We start from the raw sequence: 18202 nt of genomic DNA, 5'->3' as shown, positions 1-18202 counted from the left end.
TGACCCCCTGGCCAAAATCCATCACCTGATACTCTCCGTCGCCCACCAGCAGGATCAGGTAAGTGCCCATCTTATTGATGATGCCCTGAATCTCCTGCTTCTCTTCCTCCTGCTCCTTCACCTCTTCCTTCTGCACGGCGGGCTCCTCCTGCTCCTTTGCCGAGGAGGACGCTGGAGGCGTCTGTCCGCTCCCCGCGGCAGGTTTGGTCCCACGTCCCATGCCGGCATGACAGGAACAGAGCAAAATTCCCATGGTCAAAATTCCGATTCCCAGCATAATCGCCTTTTTCTTCATCAAAATTCACTCCTTTTATGTCCGGAATCCTCCCCTGTACTCAGCAGAGAGGATTTTTGTCTGGGTTGGCAAACAAATAATTTCGTCCCGTTCTCGGCCCTGTCAGAGCCTGTGTTTTTGGCGGACGGCCTCCTTTCATCTATTAGGACTGGGGAACGCTGCGGATGGTTGCAGGTTGATTTCTTATCTTTTTCTTAAGAAGGATATGCCCCATCCAGAAAGCCAAGCCCTTGACAGGAGGGATGGTTCTGTTAAGATGAATGTGGCAAAGGGCCTTTGTGCCCTGCCCGTTTCACGCCTATTCCCGGCCCCCTTTAGGCTGTCTTTAGCTCCATGTGCTATATTGGCGTTATCCCCACGGAGGTGAACGGAATGAAACTGTTGGTTGCCGAAGATGACCCCAAGCTGCTGAAATCCCTGGTCCACATTCTGGAAAGCAACAAGTTCAGCGTGGACGGGGTGTCCAACGGTACGGATGCCCTGAGCCACGGCCAAACCGGAGAATATGACGGACTGATTTTGGATATCATGATGCCCGGCTTGGACGGCCTGACCGTGCTGCAGACCCTCCGCAAAAACGGTATCACCACCCCCACGTTGTTTCTCACCGCCCGCACCGAGGTGGCCCAGCGGGTGGAGGGGCTGGACGCGGGGGCTGACGACTACCTCCCAAAGCCCTTTTCCACCGCGGAGCTTTTGGCCCGCATCCGCGCCATGCTGCGCAGAAAGGACACCTATCTCCCCGACCTGCTCTCCCTGGGCTGCGTCACGCTGAACCGCTCCACCTACCAGCTGTGCTGCCAGGACCAGATCCAGGCGCTGAGCGGAAAGGAATTTCAAATCCTGGAGATGCTGATGCAGGCCCCCGGGACCATCATCTCCACCGAACACCTCATCACCCACCTCTGGGGCTGGGACACCAATGTGGATACCAGCGTGGTGTGGGTCCACATCTCCAACCTGCGAAAAAAATTGCCGCCATTCACGCCCCCCTGGAGATCCGCTTCATTCGAAATGCCGGTTATGTGCTGGAGGTCAAGTCATGATCCGCACCCTGCGAACGAAATTTATTCTCACCAGTATCCTCTCCATCTTTGTGGTATTTACGGGCATTTTCCTGCTCCTGTTCACCTTTACCAAGGCGCAGATCAACCGCTCCCTGGATATGCTCACCGACACCATATCCTCCAACGACGGTGCCTTTCCCCCCCTATTGATTCTTCCCAGCGCCAGCCCCCCTCCCGCTTCCCCTATCTGGACGTGATTACCGAGGAGACCCCCTTCACCACCCGGTTTTTTACCGTATGGCTGGACCGGGAGCAGGAGATCGTCCATATCAACATGGACTCCGTGGCCACCATCTCCCAATCCGACATTGAGCGGTACGCCCGCAAGGTGGCCGCCCGGGACTCCGACCGGGGCTGGATCTCCGATTACCGCTACAAGGCGGTGGATACCCAGAACGGCTCTATTGTGGTATTCGTCAGCGGCGCAATGTATCAAAACACCACAAACCGTCTGTTATTCACCGTATTTCTGGTCCTGCTTGGCAGCGCGGTCCTGATTCTGCTGCTGATCGTTCTCATCTCCAAGCCGGTCGTGCGGCCGGTGGCGGAGAGCTATGAAAAGCAAAAGCAGTTCATCACCAACGCCAACCACGAACTGAAGACCCCCCTGACCCTCATCCTCTCCAATCTGGACATTCTGGAATCGGAGTTCGGCAAAAGCGAATGGCTGGACGACATCCGGGGAGAGGGGGAGCGGATGGGACTGCTCATTAACCAGATGGTCACGCTGTCCCGGATGGATGAGAGCAACGTCCACCTGGAAAACTCGGACTTCTCCCTGAGCGGCGCGGCGGAGGACACCGTCTCCGAATTTCAGGCCCTGGCGGAGGAGCGCGGATATTCCATCTCCCAGCAAATCCAGCCGGAGCTGACCTACCGCGGCGACGAGTCCATGATCCGCAGGCTCATTGCCATCCTGCTGGACAACGCCGTAAAATACTGCGACCCCAACGGCTCCATCCAGGTCCGTCTCTCTCAGCGCAGGCACCCCGTCCTCACCGTGGAAAACACCTACGCCGCCGTGGATCAGCTGTCCCTGGACAAGCTGTTTGACCGCTTTTACCGCGCCGACCAGGCCCGCACCTTCTCCGGCAGCTTCGGCATCGGGCTCTCCCTGGCCCAATCCATCGCCAAAAGCCACCGCGGCTCCATCACAGCCTACAAACGACCGGGCGTCATCGGCTTTCGGGTCGATTTGAAGTAAATGCCCTGTCTGTTCCCTCCATTTCCAGGCGGTCTGCCAACGGCAGGCCGCCTTTTTTATATTTTTGTGAACAGGTCCGTTTCTTTAGCGCCAATTTAGGATGGGACAGTATACTAAGCTGAGTGCAGATGGGACGCCCGTCCCACTTCGAAGAACACAACGCAAAGGAGGTTCCTCCATGATAAAGGTTGAGCACTTGACCAAATATTATGGTGATTTTCTGGCGGTGGATGATTTGTCCTTTGAGATTGAAAAGGGCCATGTATACGGCTTTCTCGGACCCAACGGGGCCGGGAAAACCACGACCATGAACATCATCACCGGCTGCCTGTCCGCCACATCGGGCCGGGTACAGGTGGGCGACTTTGATATTTTTGAGGACGCCTGCCAGGCCAAACGGCTCATTGGCTATCTCCCGGAACAGCCCCCCTCTACATGAGCGAGACCCCAGGGAATACCTGCGGTTCGTGGGCGAGGCCAAGGGTCTGCATGGGGAGCAGCTGGAGCAGCAGATCCGGGAGGTGATGGAGCAGGTCAAAATCCAGCCGGTGCAAAACCGGAGGATCTCCGCCCTCTCCAAGGGCTACAAGCAGCGGGTGGGCATCGCCCAGGCCCTGCTGGGCAACCCGGAGGTGATTATCCTGGACGAGCCCACGGTGGGTCTGGACCCCATCCAGATCATTGAGATCCGGGACCTGATCAAGGAGCTGGGCCGGAGCCACACCGTCATTTTCAGCTCTCACATCCTCTCGGAGGTGCAGGCCATCTGCGAGAAGATCATCATCATTGCCCACGGGAAGTTGGTGGCCTTTGGCCAGCCGGACCAGATGGAACGCAGCCTGCTCTCGGGCAATGAGATCTCCTTTACCACCGACGCCCCCTCCGGCCTGGTCAGGGAAATCCTCTCCGGTATGGACCAGATCTCCCACCTGACTCTGGAACAGGCTGACGGGGGCCTGACCCGGGCGCAAATCAAAACCGGCCGGACGGATGTCTACGCCGTTTCAAAGGAGCTCTTTTTTACCTTCGCCCGCCGCCAGCAGGCCCTGCTGGAGCTGACGGTGAAGAAAGCCAGTCTGGAGGATATCTTCCTGGAGCTGACGGAGGCGGACCCGGCCACCTCCCACCGGGAAGCGGAGGATCCCAACGAGGAAAGCGAGGCGTCACAACCATGACCGCTATTTTAAAGCATGAGCTGAGAAGCTATTTCCATTCCTTCACCGTCTATGTGTTCGGCGCGTTTTTGCTGGCCGTTGTGGGATTCGGCGCCATGCTGTTTAATATGGAAGCCGCCGTGAGCAATTTTGAGTATGTACTCCAGTTCGGCGATATCATCTTTGTGGTGATCGTCCCCATTTTGACCATGCGGGTCATCGCGGAGGAGCGAAAGCAGAAAACCGATCAGCTGCTCTACTCCCTGCCCATCACCACCACCCAGATCATCTTGGGAAAATACCTCTCCCTCTTGGTGGTCTATTTGATCCCTCTGGCCATCATCTCCGTCTACCCCCTGATCTTTGCCCAATTCGGCGACGTCTATCTCCCCACCTCCTACGGCTCCCTCCTGGCCATCTTTGTGATGGGCGCCGCCCTGGTGGCCCTGGGCGTGTTCATCTCCTGCCTCACCGACAACCAGGGGCTGGCCGGCGGGATCGGCATCGCCGTCATCCTCTTCAACTACTACAGCGTCAGCCTCTCCGAGTATGTCTCCTCCAATGCCTTTGGCAGCGTGGCCGCCCTTGCCGTTTTGATTCTGGCCCTGGGGGCCATCATCCGCTACGTGACCGGGAACGAGACGGTGGCCTACTCCGCCGCCCTGGTGCTGCTGGCTCTGCTGTGCGCCGTCACCTTCTTTTCCTCCTCTTCCCTGGAGGGGCTCCTGCCCGCGATCATGAAGCAGCTCTCCCTCTTTGAGCGCTTCAACACATTTGTCAACGGTGTGTTCGATTTGACCGCCATCGTCTATTACCTGTCGGTCATCGGGTTCTTCCTGTTTTTATCGGTACAGTCTTTGGAAAAACGGAGGTACAACTGATGAAGAAACAAAACCTCCTCCCCGACGCAAAGCAGCGCGGGAGCAGCCGCCAGGCCCTTCAGGGCGGCTCCTACTCTCTGATCACCACCGCGATCGTATTGGCCATTTTCATTGTGCTCAATATCCTGGTCACCTCTCTGCCCGCCTCCATGACCAAGTACGACATCAGCGCCTCCAAGCTCTACTCCATCACCAGCAACACCAAAGTAGTGGTCAACGGATTGACGGAGGACGTGACCATCTACTGGATCGTCCAGTCCGGGGAAGAGGACGCGGTCATTGAGACCCTGCTGGACAAGTATGACAGCCTGTCCGACCACATCACCGTGGTCAAAAAGAATCCGGACGTCTACCCCACCTTCGCCGAGCAATACACCTCCAAGGCGGTCCAGAACAACAGCCTGGTGGTGGAGTGCGGGGACCGCAGCCGCTTCATCGGCTACGACGACATCTACATTCAGGAGCCCGACCTATATTCGTACTCCTACAGCACCTCCTTTGACGGCGAAGGGGCCATCACCTCCGCCATCGACTATGTGGTCACCGAGGAGCTGCCCCAGCTGTATGTGATTGAGGGACACGGCGAGCAGGAGCTGCCGGCCACCTTCCAGGAGCAGATCGAAAAGGAGAACATGGAGATCAACACCCTCTCCCTCCTCACCGTGGACGAGATCCCGGAGGACGCCGATGCCCTGCTCATCTACAGCCCCTCCACCGACTTTTCCCAGGAGGAAGTGGACCTGCTCCTGGATTACGTGGAGAACGGCGGAAAGCTGCTGGTCATGGCCGGTCCCTCCCAGGAAAGCAATCTGGAGCAGCTGTACGGCCTGCTCTCTCACTACGGGGTGGAGGCCAGCGACGGCATCGTGGTGGAGGGCGACCGCAGCCACTACACCGTCCAGCCCTACATTCTCCTCCCCACTCTGTCCAGCCACGCCATCACCGACCCCCTGATTGAGGAAAACTACTACCCCAACATGCCCCTCTCCCGGGGATTGGTCGTCTCCGATGACAGCTCCGGCTCGGTCACCACCCTCCTCACCACCTCGGAGGAGTCCTTCAGCAAGGTGGCCGACTACGACCTCACCACCTACGAAAAGGAAGAGGGCGACCTTGACGGCCCCTTCGCCCTGGCGGTCGCCATTGACTGCTCCAACGACGGCCAGATCGTCTGGTTCTCCTCCTCCATGTTCCTGGAGGACATGTACAACGCCCTGTCCTCCGGCTCCAACTCGGACCTGGCCATGAACTCCCTCTCCTCCCTCATGGGAGAGCGGGAGGCGATGGCCATCCGGAGCAAGTCGCTGAACTATAACTATCTGTCCATCACCGACTCCACCGCCTCCCTGCTGAAAACCCTTATGATCGGCGTCTTCCCCCTGGCCTATTCGGGCGTTGGAGTGTTCGTCATCCTGAAGAGAAGGAGAACCCAATATGAAGCGAGCTAAACGACTTTACTGCCTTCTGGCCATATTGGCGGTGGTCTGCGTCGCCACCTTTTTCGTGGTCCGCCACCAGGAGAAGCAGGAGGAAATCCGCAACAGCGGCGAAACCGTCCTCGCCCTGTCCTCCGATGCGGTCCAATCCCTCTCCTGGACGTATGAGGACCAGTCCCTGGCCTTCCACAAGGAGGACAGCTGGCTCTACGACGAGGACAGCGAGTTCCCCGTTGACCAGGAGAAGGTGGAAGAACTGCTGGGCCTGTTTGAAGACTTTACAGCAGCCTTTATCATCAAGGACGTGACCGACTACGCCCAGTACGGGTTAGACGACCCCACCTGCACCATTCAGCTGGCCGCCGGCGAACAAAGCTACGAAATCACCCTGGGCAACTACAGCACCATGGACTCCCAGCGCTATGTCTCCCTGGGAGACGGAAACGTCTATCTGGTCAACACAGACCCCATGGACTACTTTGAGATCTCCCTGAGCGATATGATCCAGCACGACGAGACGCCGGAGTTTGACACCGTGGAAGAAATCCAACTGTCCGGGAACGAATCTTATGAAATCGTATACCAGGAGTACACCGAGGACAGCCCCTACACCTACTGCTCCGATGACGTCTATTTCAAGAAGGAGGGGGACGACCTTCTGCCCCTGGACACCTCCCTGGTTGACGATTACCTCAGTTCTATTACCAATCTGACCCTCACCGACTACAAGACCTACCGGGCGACCGACGAGGACCTGGCCACCTACGGGCTGGACGATCCCGAGCTGACTATCACCGTAACCTACACTCCGGAGACGGAAGAGGATGCCCAGGCGGAAGCTGAAACCTTCACGCTGAGCATCAGCCGGGACCCGGAGGAGCGCCAAGCCCCGCAGGAAGAGACGGATAGCTCCTCCGATGCCGCCGAAGAAGAGGAAGAGGACATTGTGGCCTATGTCCGAGTGGATCAGTCGGGCATTATTTACCAGATCTCCGGCAGCAGCTACACCACCCTCATGGCCGCCGGCTACGACGACCTGCGGCATCACGAGGTATTTCCCGCCGACAGCTCCATCCTTACGGGCATGGACGTTGTTCTGGACGGGGAGAGCTACTCCATCACCTCCCAGGGCAGCGGCGAGGACCAGGTCTTCTACTATAACGAGGAAGAGCTGGACCTCACCAATCTCCTGTCCGCTCTGGAGGCTCTGAGTGCGGAGCGCTTCACCGGCAAGACTCCCACCCAGGCCGAGGAGCTGGACCTCACCCTCTATCTGGACAACCAGGTCCATTCCCAGGTTCACATCCAGCTGTACCGCTACGATGGAGAATCCTGCCTGGCTGTCATTGATGAGGTTCCCGTTTCTCTGGTTCCCCGCTCTGATGTGGTGGATCTGGTGGAGGCCATTCACGCCATCGTTTTATAAGAAAACAGGGACAGGCAATCGTCGGATTGTCTGTCCCTGTCTGTTTGCCTGTCTCCCGCAATACCGCCGGCGGCGGTTTCGGGGATTGCGGGAAGGCCGCGGGTATCGTATAATACGGGGTAGGATGGGCCGGTCTGTTTGCCCAACGCCGGCCAAACAAAGGAGGAGATGGCATGCTGGCCTACACCTACGTCTCACCAGGGAACTTCCAGCTGCTGGACAAGCCAAAGCCTACCCTTCTCCACCCCCGGGACGCCATCGTCCGGGTGACGCTGGGCAGCATCTGTACCAGCGACCTGCACATCAAGCACGGCAGCGTCCCCCGGGCCGTTCCCGGCATCACCGTGGGCCATGAGATGGTTGGAATTGTGGAAGATGTGGGAGCTCAGGTCACCTCCGTTCACCCCGGCGACCGGGTGACCGTCAATGTGGAGACCTTCTGCGGGGAGTGCTTCTTCTGCCGCAACGGCTGGGTCAACAACTGCACCGATCCCAACGGCGGCTGGGCGCTGGGCTGCCGGATCGACGGAGGACAGGCGGAATACGTCCGGGTCCCCTACGCCGACCAGGGGCTGAACCGCATTCCCCACTCCGTCACCGATGAGCAGGCCCTCTTTGTGGGGGATGTGCTGGCTACCGGCTACTGGGCCGGGGACATCTCCCGCATCAAGGCGGAGGACACCGTGCTGATCCTCGGCGCGGGCCCCACCGGACTGTGCACCCTTCAATGCGTCCGGCTGAAAAACCCCAAGCGTATCATCGTCTGTGACCGGGACCCCAGCCGCCTGGACTTTGTCCGGCGGCACTACCCCGACACCCTCACCGCCGCCCCGGAGGGGCTGGAAGCCTTCGTCCGCTCCAACAGCGACCACGGGGGCGCGGACGTGGTGCTGGAGGTGGCGGGCGCCCCGGAGACCTTCCGGCTGGCCTGGGCCTGCGCCCGCCCCAACGCCGTCGTCACCATTGTAGCGCTATACGGCGGCCCCCAGCTTCTTCCCCTGCCGGACATGTATGGGAAGAACCTGACCTTCCAAACCGGAGGGGTGGACGGCTGCCACTGCGCCCAGACCCTGGAGCTCATTGTCCAGGGGAAAATTGACACCACACCGCTGATCACCCACCGCTTTCCCCTGCGCCAGATCGAGGAGGCCTACCGGATTTTTGAACACCGGCTGGACGGCGTGATCAAGGTCGCGGTGGACTGCACCTGACCCCGCAGCCCCCTTACGGGGAGAATTCAAAAGGAGTGACACGACATGTTGGAAGTTGGAATGAAGGCCCCGGATTTTGCCCTTATGAACCAAAACAATGAGACGGTCCGCCTGTCTGATTTTTTAGGAAAACGGGTGGTGCTCTACTTCTACCCCAAGGACAGCACCCCCGGCTGTACCCGGCAGGCCAATGCCTTCGCCGCCCAGTATGCCCAATTCCAGGCCCAGGATGTGGCGGTCATCGGCATCAGCAAGGACTCCACCGCCTCCCATCTCAAATTTGCCCAGAAAAACCAGCTCCCCTTCCTCCTGCTCTCCGACCCTGAGCTCCAGGCCATCCAGGCCTACGGCGTCTGGCAGGAGAAAAAGCTCTACGGCAAGGTGAGCATGGGGGTGGTCCGCTCCACCTATCTCATTGATCCCCAGGGGAACATTGAACTGGTGATGCCCAAGGTCAAGCCGGACACCAATGCCTCCGATCTGCTGCAGTATTTGGCCGAGAAGAATTAAACCATGAACCTGATCATATCTCCGGCCAAAAAGATGAACGAGGACTGGGACAGCCCCGGCTGGAAGGAGCTTCCCCAGTTCCTCCCCCAGACCCAGCAGCTGTGTGCTGTGCTGCGGGGGATGTCCTATGACCAGCTCAAGAGGCTGTGGAAGTGCAACGACCAGATTGCCGCCCAGAATGTGGAGCGGCTCCGCGGGATGGACCTGCGCCGCCGCCTTACCCCCGCCCTGCTGGCCTACGAGGGCATCCAATACCGCTATATGGCCCCCCGGGTGTTTTCCCAAGGGGAATGGGATTACGTACAGGAGCATCTGAAAATTTTATCCGGATTTTACGGTCTTCTGCGCCCGCTGGACGGAGTGACCCCCTACCGCCTGGAGATGCAGGCCAAGCTGCGGGTGGGGGAAACCGCCGACCTCTACTCCTTCTGGGGTGACCGGCTGGCCCGGGCCCTGCTCCAGGAGGACAGCTGCATATTGAACTTGGCCTCCAAAGAGTACAGTGTCTGCATTTCCAGGCACCTGCCCCCCTCCGCCCGGTTCATCACCGTTGTATTCGGCGAGGAAATCGGGGGCAAGGTGGTAGAAAAGGGGACCATGTGCAAAATGGCCCGTGGGGAGATGGTGCGGTTTCTGGCCGAAATCCAGGCCAACACCCCGGAGCAGGCACAGGCCTTCGACCGGCTGGATTACCGCTTTGACCCGACCCGCTCCGATGCCCGCACCTTCGTCTTCCTGCGCCATCCTGCCAAATGAAAGGAAAAACCGGGCGGCCACCAAATGTGGCCGCCCGGTTTCTGCAATGTATCCTACTTATCTTTTCCGCCGAAATACTCCGGGAACATGCGTTGAAAGCTCTCCCGGTATGGGGGGCGGCAGATCCCCCGCTCAGTTACGATGGCGGTGATCAACTGGTGGTCCGTCACATCAAAGGCGGGATTGAAGCACTCCACCTGGGGCAGGGCCACGGGCTTTTCATAGAACATCTCCCGGATTTCGGAGGGGTCCCGCTCCTCGATCTGGATGTCATCCCCGGTCGGACAGGAGAAATCGATGGTGGTGGAGGGGCCCAGGACATAAAAGGGGATACCGTAGTAGTTGGCCAGAATGGCCACCCCCGACGTGCCGATCTTATTGGCCGCGTCGCCGTTGAGGGCCACCCGGTCACACCCCACCATACACGCCTGGACCTTCCCCTGCTTCATCACCAGGCTGGCCATATTGTCGCAGATCAGCGTACAGGGCACCCCCGCCTTTTGCAGCTCATAGCTTGTTAAACGGGCCCCCTGAAGCAGCGGCCGGGTCTCGTCGCAGTACACATGGAGGTTGATCCCCTGCTCCTTTGCCAGATAGAAGGGACCCTGTCCCGTTCCGTACCGGCTGGTAGCCAAAGGGCCGGCGTTGCAGTGGGTCAAAACTCCGTCTCCATCCTTGAGCAGGCTCAGACCAAATTCCGAGATGCGGCGGCACATGTCCATATCCTCCCGGTGGATGGCACGGGCCTCCTCCCGAAGGGCGCTGCGGACAGCAGCGAGGGGCTCCTCCCGGTGGACCCAGGCCGTATCCAGCATGCGCGTCACCATGCCGTGCAGGTTGGCCGCCGTGGGCCGGGCGGAGTCCAGATACTCCCCCAGCTCTTGCAGCCGCCGGTAAAAGGGCGAAAAGTCTTCCTCCTGGATCTGGTTTGCCAGCACAGACAGGGCGTACGCCGCAAAAATACCGATGGCCGGCGCGCCCCGCACCTGCAGCTGATGGATCGCCCGGTACATCTCCTCCGGCGTGGTCAGCCTCAGGCAGACCGTCTCATTGGGAAGTCTGGTCTGGTCGATGATCTGAACGGAATTGCCCTCTCCAAAGGCGATATTCTCCATGGTGACCCCTCTCTTCTCCTGTGCCGTGCCTCCGGCTTTCTTCCCCTATGTTATACCATGCCTGCTTTCAAAAGTCCATGGTCCTCCCCCCACAACACAAGCCGTGCCGGAGCCCTCCCGGTTTTCCGGCCCCTCTTGACTGTGAATTTAAAATACACTAGCGGGCCAGAAGCTCCTTTGCCCGCTGAATCCGCATCCCGGCAATATAGTTGGGAACGCTGGAGCCCACTTCCCGGTTAAATTGGTGGGAGAGGTAGGTGGCGTTGATCCCCACGGTCTCCGCCAGGAAGGCCAGGGACAGCTTGGGGTTGTCCAGATTGAAGTGGATGCAGTTGATGGCGGCCCGGATATTGGGCGTGTAGTTCTTCAGTGCGTGCTTACGGACCAGAGCGCAGTAGTCCCGGACAATGGCGTAGTAGTAGTCGTCCAGCTGGGCCACGCTCCCGGCGTTTTCAATGAGCACCGCCCATTTCCCGCTGATGGCGTCGATATAGTAGGGGTGCACCTTGGCCCGCTCCACCGACTTCCGCAGCAGGGTGTTGAGCACGATCATCAGATTCTTTTGGTTCCGCAGCCGGTTGGGAAGGCGGTTCAGGGCGATCCAGCCCACCGTGTCCAGCGCGGACTCGTCGCCCCGGGCTATGGCATCCATAAAGGCCTGCTCCTTGTCATACCGGGTCTGGAGAGCGTCTGCCTGGGCCTGGAGGGCGTCCTCCTCAAACACCGGACAGGGGGCGGGGTCCGCTTTGGCCATGCTCACCTCGTGCAGGAGAACGGTCGGGTCCAGCTCCTCCCCGTAGAGATGGGACGCCAGTCCGCCCATGATCGCCATCAGCTTCGCCTTATTGATGACGGGAAGCTGTTCCAAATAGGCCTGATACTCCTCCTTGTGCACCAGTGAGATCCCGTTTTCCACCAGAATGCGGTCCAGTGTCTCGTTTTCCCGGACGATGTCGGGCAGATAGGGGCCCAACACCGCAAATCCGTCCTTGTCCTTCAGCTCCATGGCGCAAAAACAGATGGCGAAGGGCGTGGTGATCTGGCACACCGTCCGATGCGGGCACTGAAACAAAATCCCGCCAAAGAGCATCGCCTCGTAGCTGCGGGAGATCCCCTCGGGCGTCAGGGTCTGATCCAAATAATCCTCCGGGATCAGCTTGCGGTTGACCAGGATCAGATTGATGTCCAGAAACAAATGGACCAGATTGCAGAATTGGTGGAACCGGGTGTGCAGCTCTTGGGACTCCATACGGACCCTCCTTTTTTCCCTTCCGAAATTCTTTCCTACCGCTATTATGTCACACCGGGCAAAACAGTAAAACATTTTTTTGCCCCTGCAATTTTCTAAAAATATTACGGTTCTGCAAAAGGATATCATAACGGTCTTTGGGAACATCCTGTACACTAAAACCAACAAGAAAATCAAACAAAAAAACTTGTTTTTAGAAAGGATGACATACCATGAGAAGCAGAACCGTGATCCAGCAGGCAATGTTCTCCAAGCACCCCGAGTCCGGTAAGTGGGAGGTGGTTTCCCTGCCCCACACCTGGAACGCCCTGGACGGCCAGGACGGCGGCGCCGACTACGACCGGGGGGCCTACTCCTACTGCCTGGCGCTGCCCGAGCCCGCGGAAGGGATGCGGCAGTACCTCCAGTTCGAGGGCGCCAACCACATCGCCAGCGTCTATGCCGGTGACACCCTGCTGTGCACCCACGAGGGCGGCTTCTCCACCTTCCGGGTGGACGTGACCGAGCCTATGGCCCGGGGATGCCGGACCATTCGGGTGGTGGTGGACAACCGCTCCAGCCATGTCTACCCCCAGCAGGCCGACTTCACCTTCTTCGGCGGCCTGTACCGGGACGTGTCCTTCCTCCAGGTGTCCCAGTGCCACTTCGACCTGATGCGCCACGGCTCGGACGGCGTATTCGTCACCCCCAAGGCCGACGGCAGAGTGCGCCTGGACGTCTTTACGACCGCCGCGGAGGGCGCGGAAGTGACCTGCGCCATCCTGGACCCCAAGGGAAACAACGTGCTGACCTGCTCCGCCCCCGCCCAGGAGCACACGGTGCTGGAGGGTAAGGTGGAAAGCCCCCTGCTGTGGGACGGCCTGGAGGCCCCCAACTGCTACACCGCCGCGGTGGCGCTCTCCCGGGAGGGCCAGGAGCTGGACCGGGTGGAGGTCCTCTTTGGATTCCGCTCCTTCTCCGTAGACCCGGACAAGGGCTTCTTCCTCAACGGCCGCAGCTATCCCCTCCACGGGGTGGCCCGCCATCAGGACCGCCTGAACAAGGGCTGGGCCATCTCCCACGCCGACCATGAGGAGGATCTGGCCATCATCCGGGAGATGGGCGTCAACAGCATTCGCCTGGCCCACTACCAGCACGACCAGTACTTCTACACCCTGTGCGACAAGGCCGGCATGGTACTCTGGGCGGAGATCCCCTTTATCTCCATGTTCATGGAGGGGGACAAGGCCCGGGAGAACACCGTCAGCCAGATGACCGAGCTGGTGGTCCAGAACTACAACCACCCCGCCATCTGCTTCTGGGGCATCTCCAATGAGATCACCATCGGCGGCGAGACCGAGCCCCTGCTGGAAAATCTGAAGGAGCTCAACGACCTGGTCCACAAGCTGGACCCCTCCCGCCTGACCACCATGGCCCAGGTGAGCATGCTGCCCATGGAGTCCCCCCACAACCAGCTCACCGACGTGCTGTGCTACAACCACTACTTCGGCTGGTACGGCGGAAATGTGAGCCAGAACGGCCCCTGGCTGGATGAGTTCCACCAGAAGTACCCCCATCGCTGCGTGGGCATGAGCGAGTACGGAGCTGAGGCCGTCATGGGCTGGCACTCCTCCGCCCCTATGGTACGGGACTACACCGAGGAGTACCAGGCCTACTACCACGAGCAGATGCTGGAGACCTTCTCCACCCGTCCCTACCTGTGGGCCACCTATGAGTGGAACATGTTCGACTTTGCCGCCGACGCCCGGGACGAGGGGGGCAGCCAGGGCCGGAACAATAAGGGCATGGTGACCTACGACCGCAAGACCAGGAAGGACGCCTTCTACGCCTACAAGGCCTGGTGGAGCAAGGAGCCCTTCGTCTATGTGGCGGGCCGCCGCTTCCTGGACCGGGCGCCCGGACAGCGGGACATCAAGGTCTACTCCAACCAGAGCGAGGTAACGCTGCTGGTCAACGGCAAGCCGGTAGCCGCTCAGAGCGGGGAACATGTCTTTGTGTTCCACGACGTGGCCCTGGCGGACGGGCTCAACACCGTTACCGCGGTGGCCGGAGAGCTGAGCGACACCATCACCCTCAACGCCGTGGCCAAAGCCAACCCCGACTACGTGCTGCCCGGCTTTGATCCCAACGCCCAGGGTGTGACCAACTGGTTTGCCGACCTCCAGGTGGAGGGCCAGATGGAGTACCCCGAGGGCTACTTCTCCCTGCGGGACACCATAGGAGACATCTACTCCAACCCCGAGGCCGCCGCCCTGCTGAGCAAACACGCCCAGGCCATTTTCGGCCCCATGGCCAAGTCCATGGAAAATATGTACAGCACCGGCATGATGTCCAAGACCCCTTTGCAGGACGTACTGAAAATGTCCGGTCCCGGCTTGGATGAGAAGGGCAAGCTGTACCTCAATCAGCAGTTCAATCAGATTAAAAAATAATATTTCATCGGAAAGGAGCGTTTGTTGTGGCCAATCTTACCCATGTGCGTCCCTTCGGCATGCGGGACAAAATTGCCTACGCCTTCGGCGATGTGGCAAATGACTGCACCTTTATTTTATCCAGCACGTTCCTGATGAAGTTTTACATCAATGTCATGGGGGTGGAGAGCTGGATCGTGGGCCTGATGATGATGGTGGACCGGATCGTGGACGCCTTCACCGACATGACCATGGGCCGGATCGTGGATCTGAGCAAGCCCACCAAGGCGGGAAAGTTCCGGCCCTGGATCCTCCGGGGCTCCGGCCTGGTGGCGGTGGCCAGCTTCCTTATGTACGCCATCTGGCTCAAGGACGCCGCCATGCCCGTCAAGCTGGTGTGGATGTTCGTCACCTACCTGCTGTGGGGCAGCGTGTTCTACACCATGGTCAACATCCCTTACGGCTCCATGGCCTCCGCCATCACCTCTGACCCCACCCAGCGCACGCAGCTGTCTGTATACCGCAATGCAGGCGCTACTGTGGCCGGTCTCATTATCGGCGCGGGCATTCCCACGGTGGTCTATAACGCCGACGGCAGCCTCTCCGGAGAGAAGTTCGCTGTCATGGCCGCCGTCATGTCCGTGCTGGCGGTGGTCTGCTACCTCATCTGCTACTTCGGTTCCTGCGAACGGGTGAAATTTGAGCGCCCGGAGAAGAAGGCCGACGCCCCCCAAAGGCAACTTCCTGAAAAATCTGGTCACCAACCGGGCCCTGCTGGCCATCATCCTGGCGGCCATCTGCCTGCTGCTGTCCCAGCTGACCCTCAACGGCATGGCCCAGTACGTCTTCCCCGACTACTATCATAGCCCCGACGCGGTCTCCCTGTCCTCCCTGTTGGGCAATCTGGCCATCCTGGCCCTGGCCTTTGTGGCCACGCCCCTGTCCAAGCGCTACGGCAAGAAGGAGATCAGCATTGTGGGCATGCTCCTCTCCACGGTCTCCTTGGCGGTCTGCTTCCTGCTGCGGCCGGAGAACGTGTGGGTCTTCACCGCCTTCTACGTCATCACCTATCTGGGTCTGGGCGTGTTCAACACGGTGATCTGGGCCTGTATCGTAGACGTCATCGACTACGGCGAGGTGAAAAACGGCGTGCGGGAGGACGGCACCACCTACGCCTGCTACTCCTTCGCCCGGAAGCTGGGCCAGGCGGCCTCCTCCGGCCTCACCGGCGGCCTGCTGTCCCTGGTGGGCTACACCGAGCTGACCCGCACCGACCCTGCCGTTCTTGACGGCGTGTTCAACATCACCTGTGTCGTTCCCATCGTGGGCTTCCTGCTGGTGGCCTTGGTGCTGATCTTCCTCTACCCCCTGAGCAAGAAGGTCGTGGAGGCCAACAGCGCCGAATTGGCCAGCTGCCGGGCACAGTGACCGCAAAGGAGAATCAAGATGGAACCCTTTTTGAGCAATGACTTTCTGCTGGACACCCCCACGGCCCGGCGGCTCTACCACGAGTACGCCGCGCCTCAGCCCATCCTCGACTACCACTGCCACATCGACCCCAGGGAGATCTGGGAGGACCGGCGTTTTGACGACCTGGCCCAGGTTTGGCTGGGGGCCGACCACTACAAGTGGCGGCTCATGCGCTCCAACGGGGTGGAGGAGCGGTACATCACCGGAGACGCCGATCCCCGGGAGAAGTTCCAGAAGTTTGCCGAAACCCTGCCCCGCGCCATCGGCAACCCCATGTACCACTGGTGCCATCTGGAGCTGAAAAACTACTTCGGCTACACCGGTGTCTTAAACGGCGACACCGCGGAAGAGGTGTGGCAGCTGTCCAGCCGGCAGCTGAGCCAGGACCCGGCCAAGAGCGTCCGGGGGTTCATCCGAGCCAGCAAGGTTGCCATGATCGGCACCACCGACGACCCCTGCAGCGACCTTGTCTGGCACGAAAAGCTGGCGTCGGACCAAAGCTTCCCCGTCCAGGTCTGCCCCAGCTTCCGGCCGGACCCGGCCCTCAAGCTTCACAAGACAGGCTTTGAAGCCTATGTGGAGAAGCTGGAGGAGACGGCGGGTCATCCCATCCGGACGATTCAGGATATGAAAGACGCCCTCTCCGCCCGCGTCGCCTTCTTTGACACACACGGCTGCCGGGCCGCCGACCACGGTCTGGACTATGTGATGTTCCGTCCGGTGTCTGACGAGACCGCCACCGCCGCCCTCCAAAAGGCCCGCGCCGGTCAGCCTCTCACCCTGGAAGAGGCGGAGGGCTACCAGACCGCCCTGCTCCTCCACTGTGCCCGGGAATACCACAAATATGACTGGGCCATGCAGCTCCACTTCAGCTGCGTGCGCAACCCCAACACCAAAATGCTGGAGGCTTTGGGCCCTGACACCGGCTTTGACAGCATGGCGGTCACCGACAGCTGCGCCGCCACCTACCGCCTTTTGGACGCCCTGGAGCGGGAGAATCGCCTGCCCAAGACCATCCTGTACAGCCTGAATCCGGCGGACAACGCCTGGCTGGACACCCTGCTGGGGGCCTTCCAGGGGCCCGAGGTGCCGGGGAAAATCCAGCACGGGGCGGCCTGGTGGTTCAACGACCACCGCGCCGGCATGACCGAGCATCTCACCAGCCTGGCCAACCTGGGTCTGCTGGGCAACTTCGTGGGTATGCTCACCGACAGCCGCAGCTTCCTCAGCTACGCCCGCCATGAGTACTTCCGAAGAGTGCTGTGCGCCCTGCTGGGCCGGAGGGCGCCTTCCCAGGCGACCTCGATACCCTGGGCGGCCTGGTGGAGGATATCTGCTGCCGCAACGCCAAGCGGTATTTCCGCCTGTAATTTTATCAAAATGAAGGGAGCATCCTTATGAAACTTTCCTTCCGCTGGTATGGGGCCTCTGACCCCATACCTCTGGACTATATCCGCCAGATCCCCGGCATGCGCTCGGTGGTCACCGCCGTTTACGACGTAAAACCCGGCGAAGTGTGGCCGGAGGAGTCTCTGGCCGATCTAAAGACCCAGTGCGAGGCCCACGGCCTGGTCTTTGACGTGGTGGAGTCCATCCCCGTCAGCGAGGACATCAAGCTGGGCACCGCCAAGCGGGACGCCCATCTGCAGGCCTACTGTGAAAACATCCGCCGCTGCGCCAAATACGGCGTCAAATGCGTACCTACAACTTCATGCCCGTCTTCGACTGGACCCGCACCCAGCTGGACAAGCAGGCCCCCGACGGCTCCACCAGCCTGGTGATGTACTGGGACCAGCTCAACGGGCTGGACCCCCTGAAGGATGACATCCATCTCCCCGGCTGGGACTCCAGCTACACCCAGGCCGAGGTACGGGACCTCATCCGGGCCTACAACGAGCTGGGCGACGAGGGCCTCTGGAAGAACATCGAGATCTTCCTCCACACGGTCATCCCCGTGGCTGAGGAGTGCGGGGTAGTGATGGCCCTCCACCCCGACGACCCCCCCCACCCCATCTTC

Annotated in this window: 15 protein-coding genes and 2 pseudogenes; 14 read left to right on the top strand and 3 right to left on the bottom strand. The window is 60.0% G+C overall.

The genetic code is table 11. The features are described 5' to 3' along the window. Positions 1 to 295: pseudogene (locus B5E43_RS14070) on the bottom strand (hypothetical protein); the annotation flags it as partial. Positions 296 to 667: 372 nt separating this feature from the next. On the opposite strand from B5E43_RS14070, the gene B5E43_RS15740 reads away from it, so the two are divergent. The 9 genes from B5E43_RS15740 (at position 668) to yaaA (ending at position 9940) form a co-directional block, all read left to right on the top strand. Next, the gene (locus B5E43_RS15740) at positions 668 to 2566 is read left to right on the top strand and encodes a response regulator (protein WP_343214335.1); all 1899 of its coding nucleotides are present in this window, start codon (positions 668 to 670) and stop codon (positions 2564 to 2566) included. A gap of 178 nt (positions 2567 to 2744) precedes the next feature. Next, positions 2745 to 3005, top strand: a complete 261-nt coding sequence (locus B5E43_RS15735; RefSeq protein ID WP_343214334.1) for an ATP-binding cassette domain-containing protein — start codon at positions 2745 to 2747, stop codon at positions 3003 to 3005. Continuing rightward, positions 2971 to 3741: an ABC transporter ATP-binding protein gene (locus B5E43_RS14055; protein ID WP_343214333.1), complete on the top strand. Its 771-nt coding sequence runs from the start codon at positions 2971 to 2973 to the stop codon at positions 3739 to 3741. Before B5E43_RS15735 ends, B5E43_RS14055 begins: the two co-directional genes overlap by 35 nt. Further along, positions 3738 to 4601, top strand: coding sequence for an ABC transporter permease (locus tag B5E43_RS14050; protein ID WP_087397721.1), 864 nt, complete (start codon positions 3738 to 3740; stop codon positions 4599 to 4601). The genes B5E43_RS14055 and B5E43_RS14050 overlap by 4 nt, the downstream gene beginning before the upstream one ends. Next, the gene (locus tag B5E43_RS14045) at positions 4601 to 6049 is read left to right on the top strand and encodes a GldG family protein (protein ID WP_087397719.1); all 1449 of its coding nucleotides are present in this window, start codon (positions 4601 to 4603) and stop codon (positions 6047 to 6049) included. The genes B5E43_RS14050 and B5E43_RS14045 overlap by 1 nt, the downstream gene beginning before the upstream one ends. Further along, positions 6036 to 7463 carry a DUF4340 domain-containing protein gene (locus B5E43_RS14040; protein ID WP_087397717.1) on the top strand — a complete coding sequence of 476 codons (1428 nt, stop codon included), beginning with the start codon at positions 6036 to 6038 and terminating at the stop codon, positions 7461 to 7463. Before B5E43_RS14045 ends, B5E43_RS14040 begins: the two co-directional genes overlap by 14 nt. Before the next feature lie 173 nt (positions 7464 to 7636). Further along, on the top strand, positions 7637 to 8674 hold the full coding sequence (locus B5E43_RS14035) for an alcohol dehydrogenase (protein ID WP_087397715.1): 1038 nt from the start codon (positions 7637 to 7639) through the stop codon (positions 8672 to 8674). 45 nt (positions 8675 to 8719) lie between these two features. Next, complete coding sequence (gene bcp, locus B5E43_RS14030) at positions 8720 to 9184, top strand: thioredoxin-dependent thiol peroxidase (protein ID WP_087397713.1); 465 nt, start codon at positions 8720 to 8722, stop codon at positions 9182 to 9184. 3 nt (positions 9185 to 9187) lie between these two features. Beyond that, positions 9188 to 9940, top strand: coding sequence for a peroxide stress protein YaaA (gene yaaA / locus B5E43_RS14025; protein WP_087397711.1), 753 nt, complete (start codon positions 9188 to 9190; stop codon positions 9938 to 9940). 53 nt (positions 9941 to 9993) lie between these two features. On the opposite strand, the gene mtnA is transcribed toward yaaA, so the two are convergent. Together mtnA and B5E43_RS14015 are read right to left on the bottom strand one after the other, a co-directional pair. Continuing rightward, entirely contained in the window at positions 9994 to 11055 is a 1062-nt protein-coding gene (mtnA, locus tag B5E43_RS14020; protein WP_087397709.1) for an S-methyl-5-thioribose-1-phosphate isomerase, read from the bottom strand. A gap of 157 nt (positions 11056 to 11212) precedes the next feature. Next, positions 11213 to 12304, bottom strand: coding sequence for an AraC family transcriptional regulator (locus tag B5E43_RS14015; RefSeq protein WP_087397707.1), 1092 nt, complete (start codon positions 12302 to 12304; stop codon positions 11213 to 11215). A 212-nt stretch (positions 12305 to 12516) separates the two neighbouring features. Between B5E43_RS14015 and B5E43_RS14010 the strand changes: the two genes are divergently transcribed. From B5E43_RS14010 to B5E43_RS13995, 5 genes and pseudogenes are all read left to right on the top strand, one after another. Continuing rightward, the gene (locus B5E43_RS14010) at positions 12517 to 14736 is read left to right on the top strand and encodes a glycoside hydrolase family 2 TIM barrel-domain containing protein (RefSeq protein ID WP_087397705.1); all 2220 of its coding nucleotides are present in this window, start codon (positions 12517 to 12519) and stop codon (positions 14734 to 14736) included. A gap of 26 nt (positions 14737 to 14762) precedes the next feature. Continuing rightward, positions 14763 to 15581: an MFS transporter gene (locus tag B5E43_RS15730; RefSeq protein ID WP_343214332.1), complete on the top strand. Its 819-nt coding sequence runs from the start codon at positions 14763 to 14765 to the stop codon at positions 15579 to 15581. Next, positions 15469 to 16143, top strand: coding sequence for an MFS transporter (locus B5E43_RS15725; protein ID WP_343214336.1), 675 nt, complete (start codon positions 15469 to 15471; stop codon positions 16141 to 16143). The genes B5E43_RS15730 and B5E43_RS15725 overlap by 113 nt, the downstream gene beginning before the upstream one ends. A gap of 18 nt (positions 16144 to 16161) precedes the next feature. Next, positions 16162 to 17586, top strand: coding sequence for a glucuronate isomerase (gene uxaC, locus B5E43_RS14000; protein ID WP_343214331.1), 1425 nt, complete (start codon positions 16162 to 16164; stop codon positions 17584 to 17586). Further along, a pseudogene (locus B5E43_RS13995) lies at positions 17583 to 18202 on the top strand (mannonate dehydratase); the annotation flags it as partial. The gene uxaC and the pseudogene B5E43_RS13995, both read left to right, overlap by 4 nt.

This window comes from Flavonifractor sp. An100, assembly GCF_002161175.1.
GTDB lineage: Bacteria > Bacillota > Clostridia > Oscillospirales > Oscillospiraceae > Lawsonibacter.
Note: the sequence above shows the minus strand (reverse complement) of the source record. Positions and strands in the feature narration are given on the sequence as shown.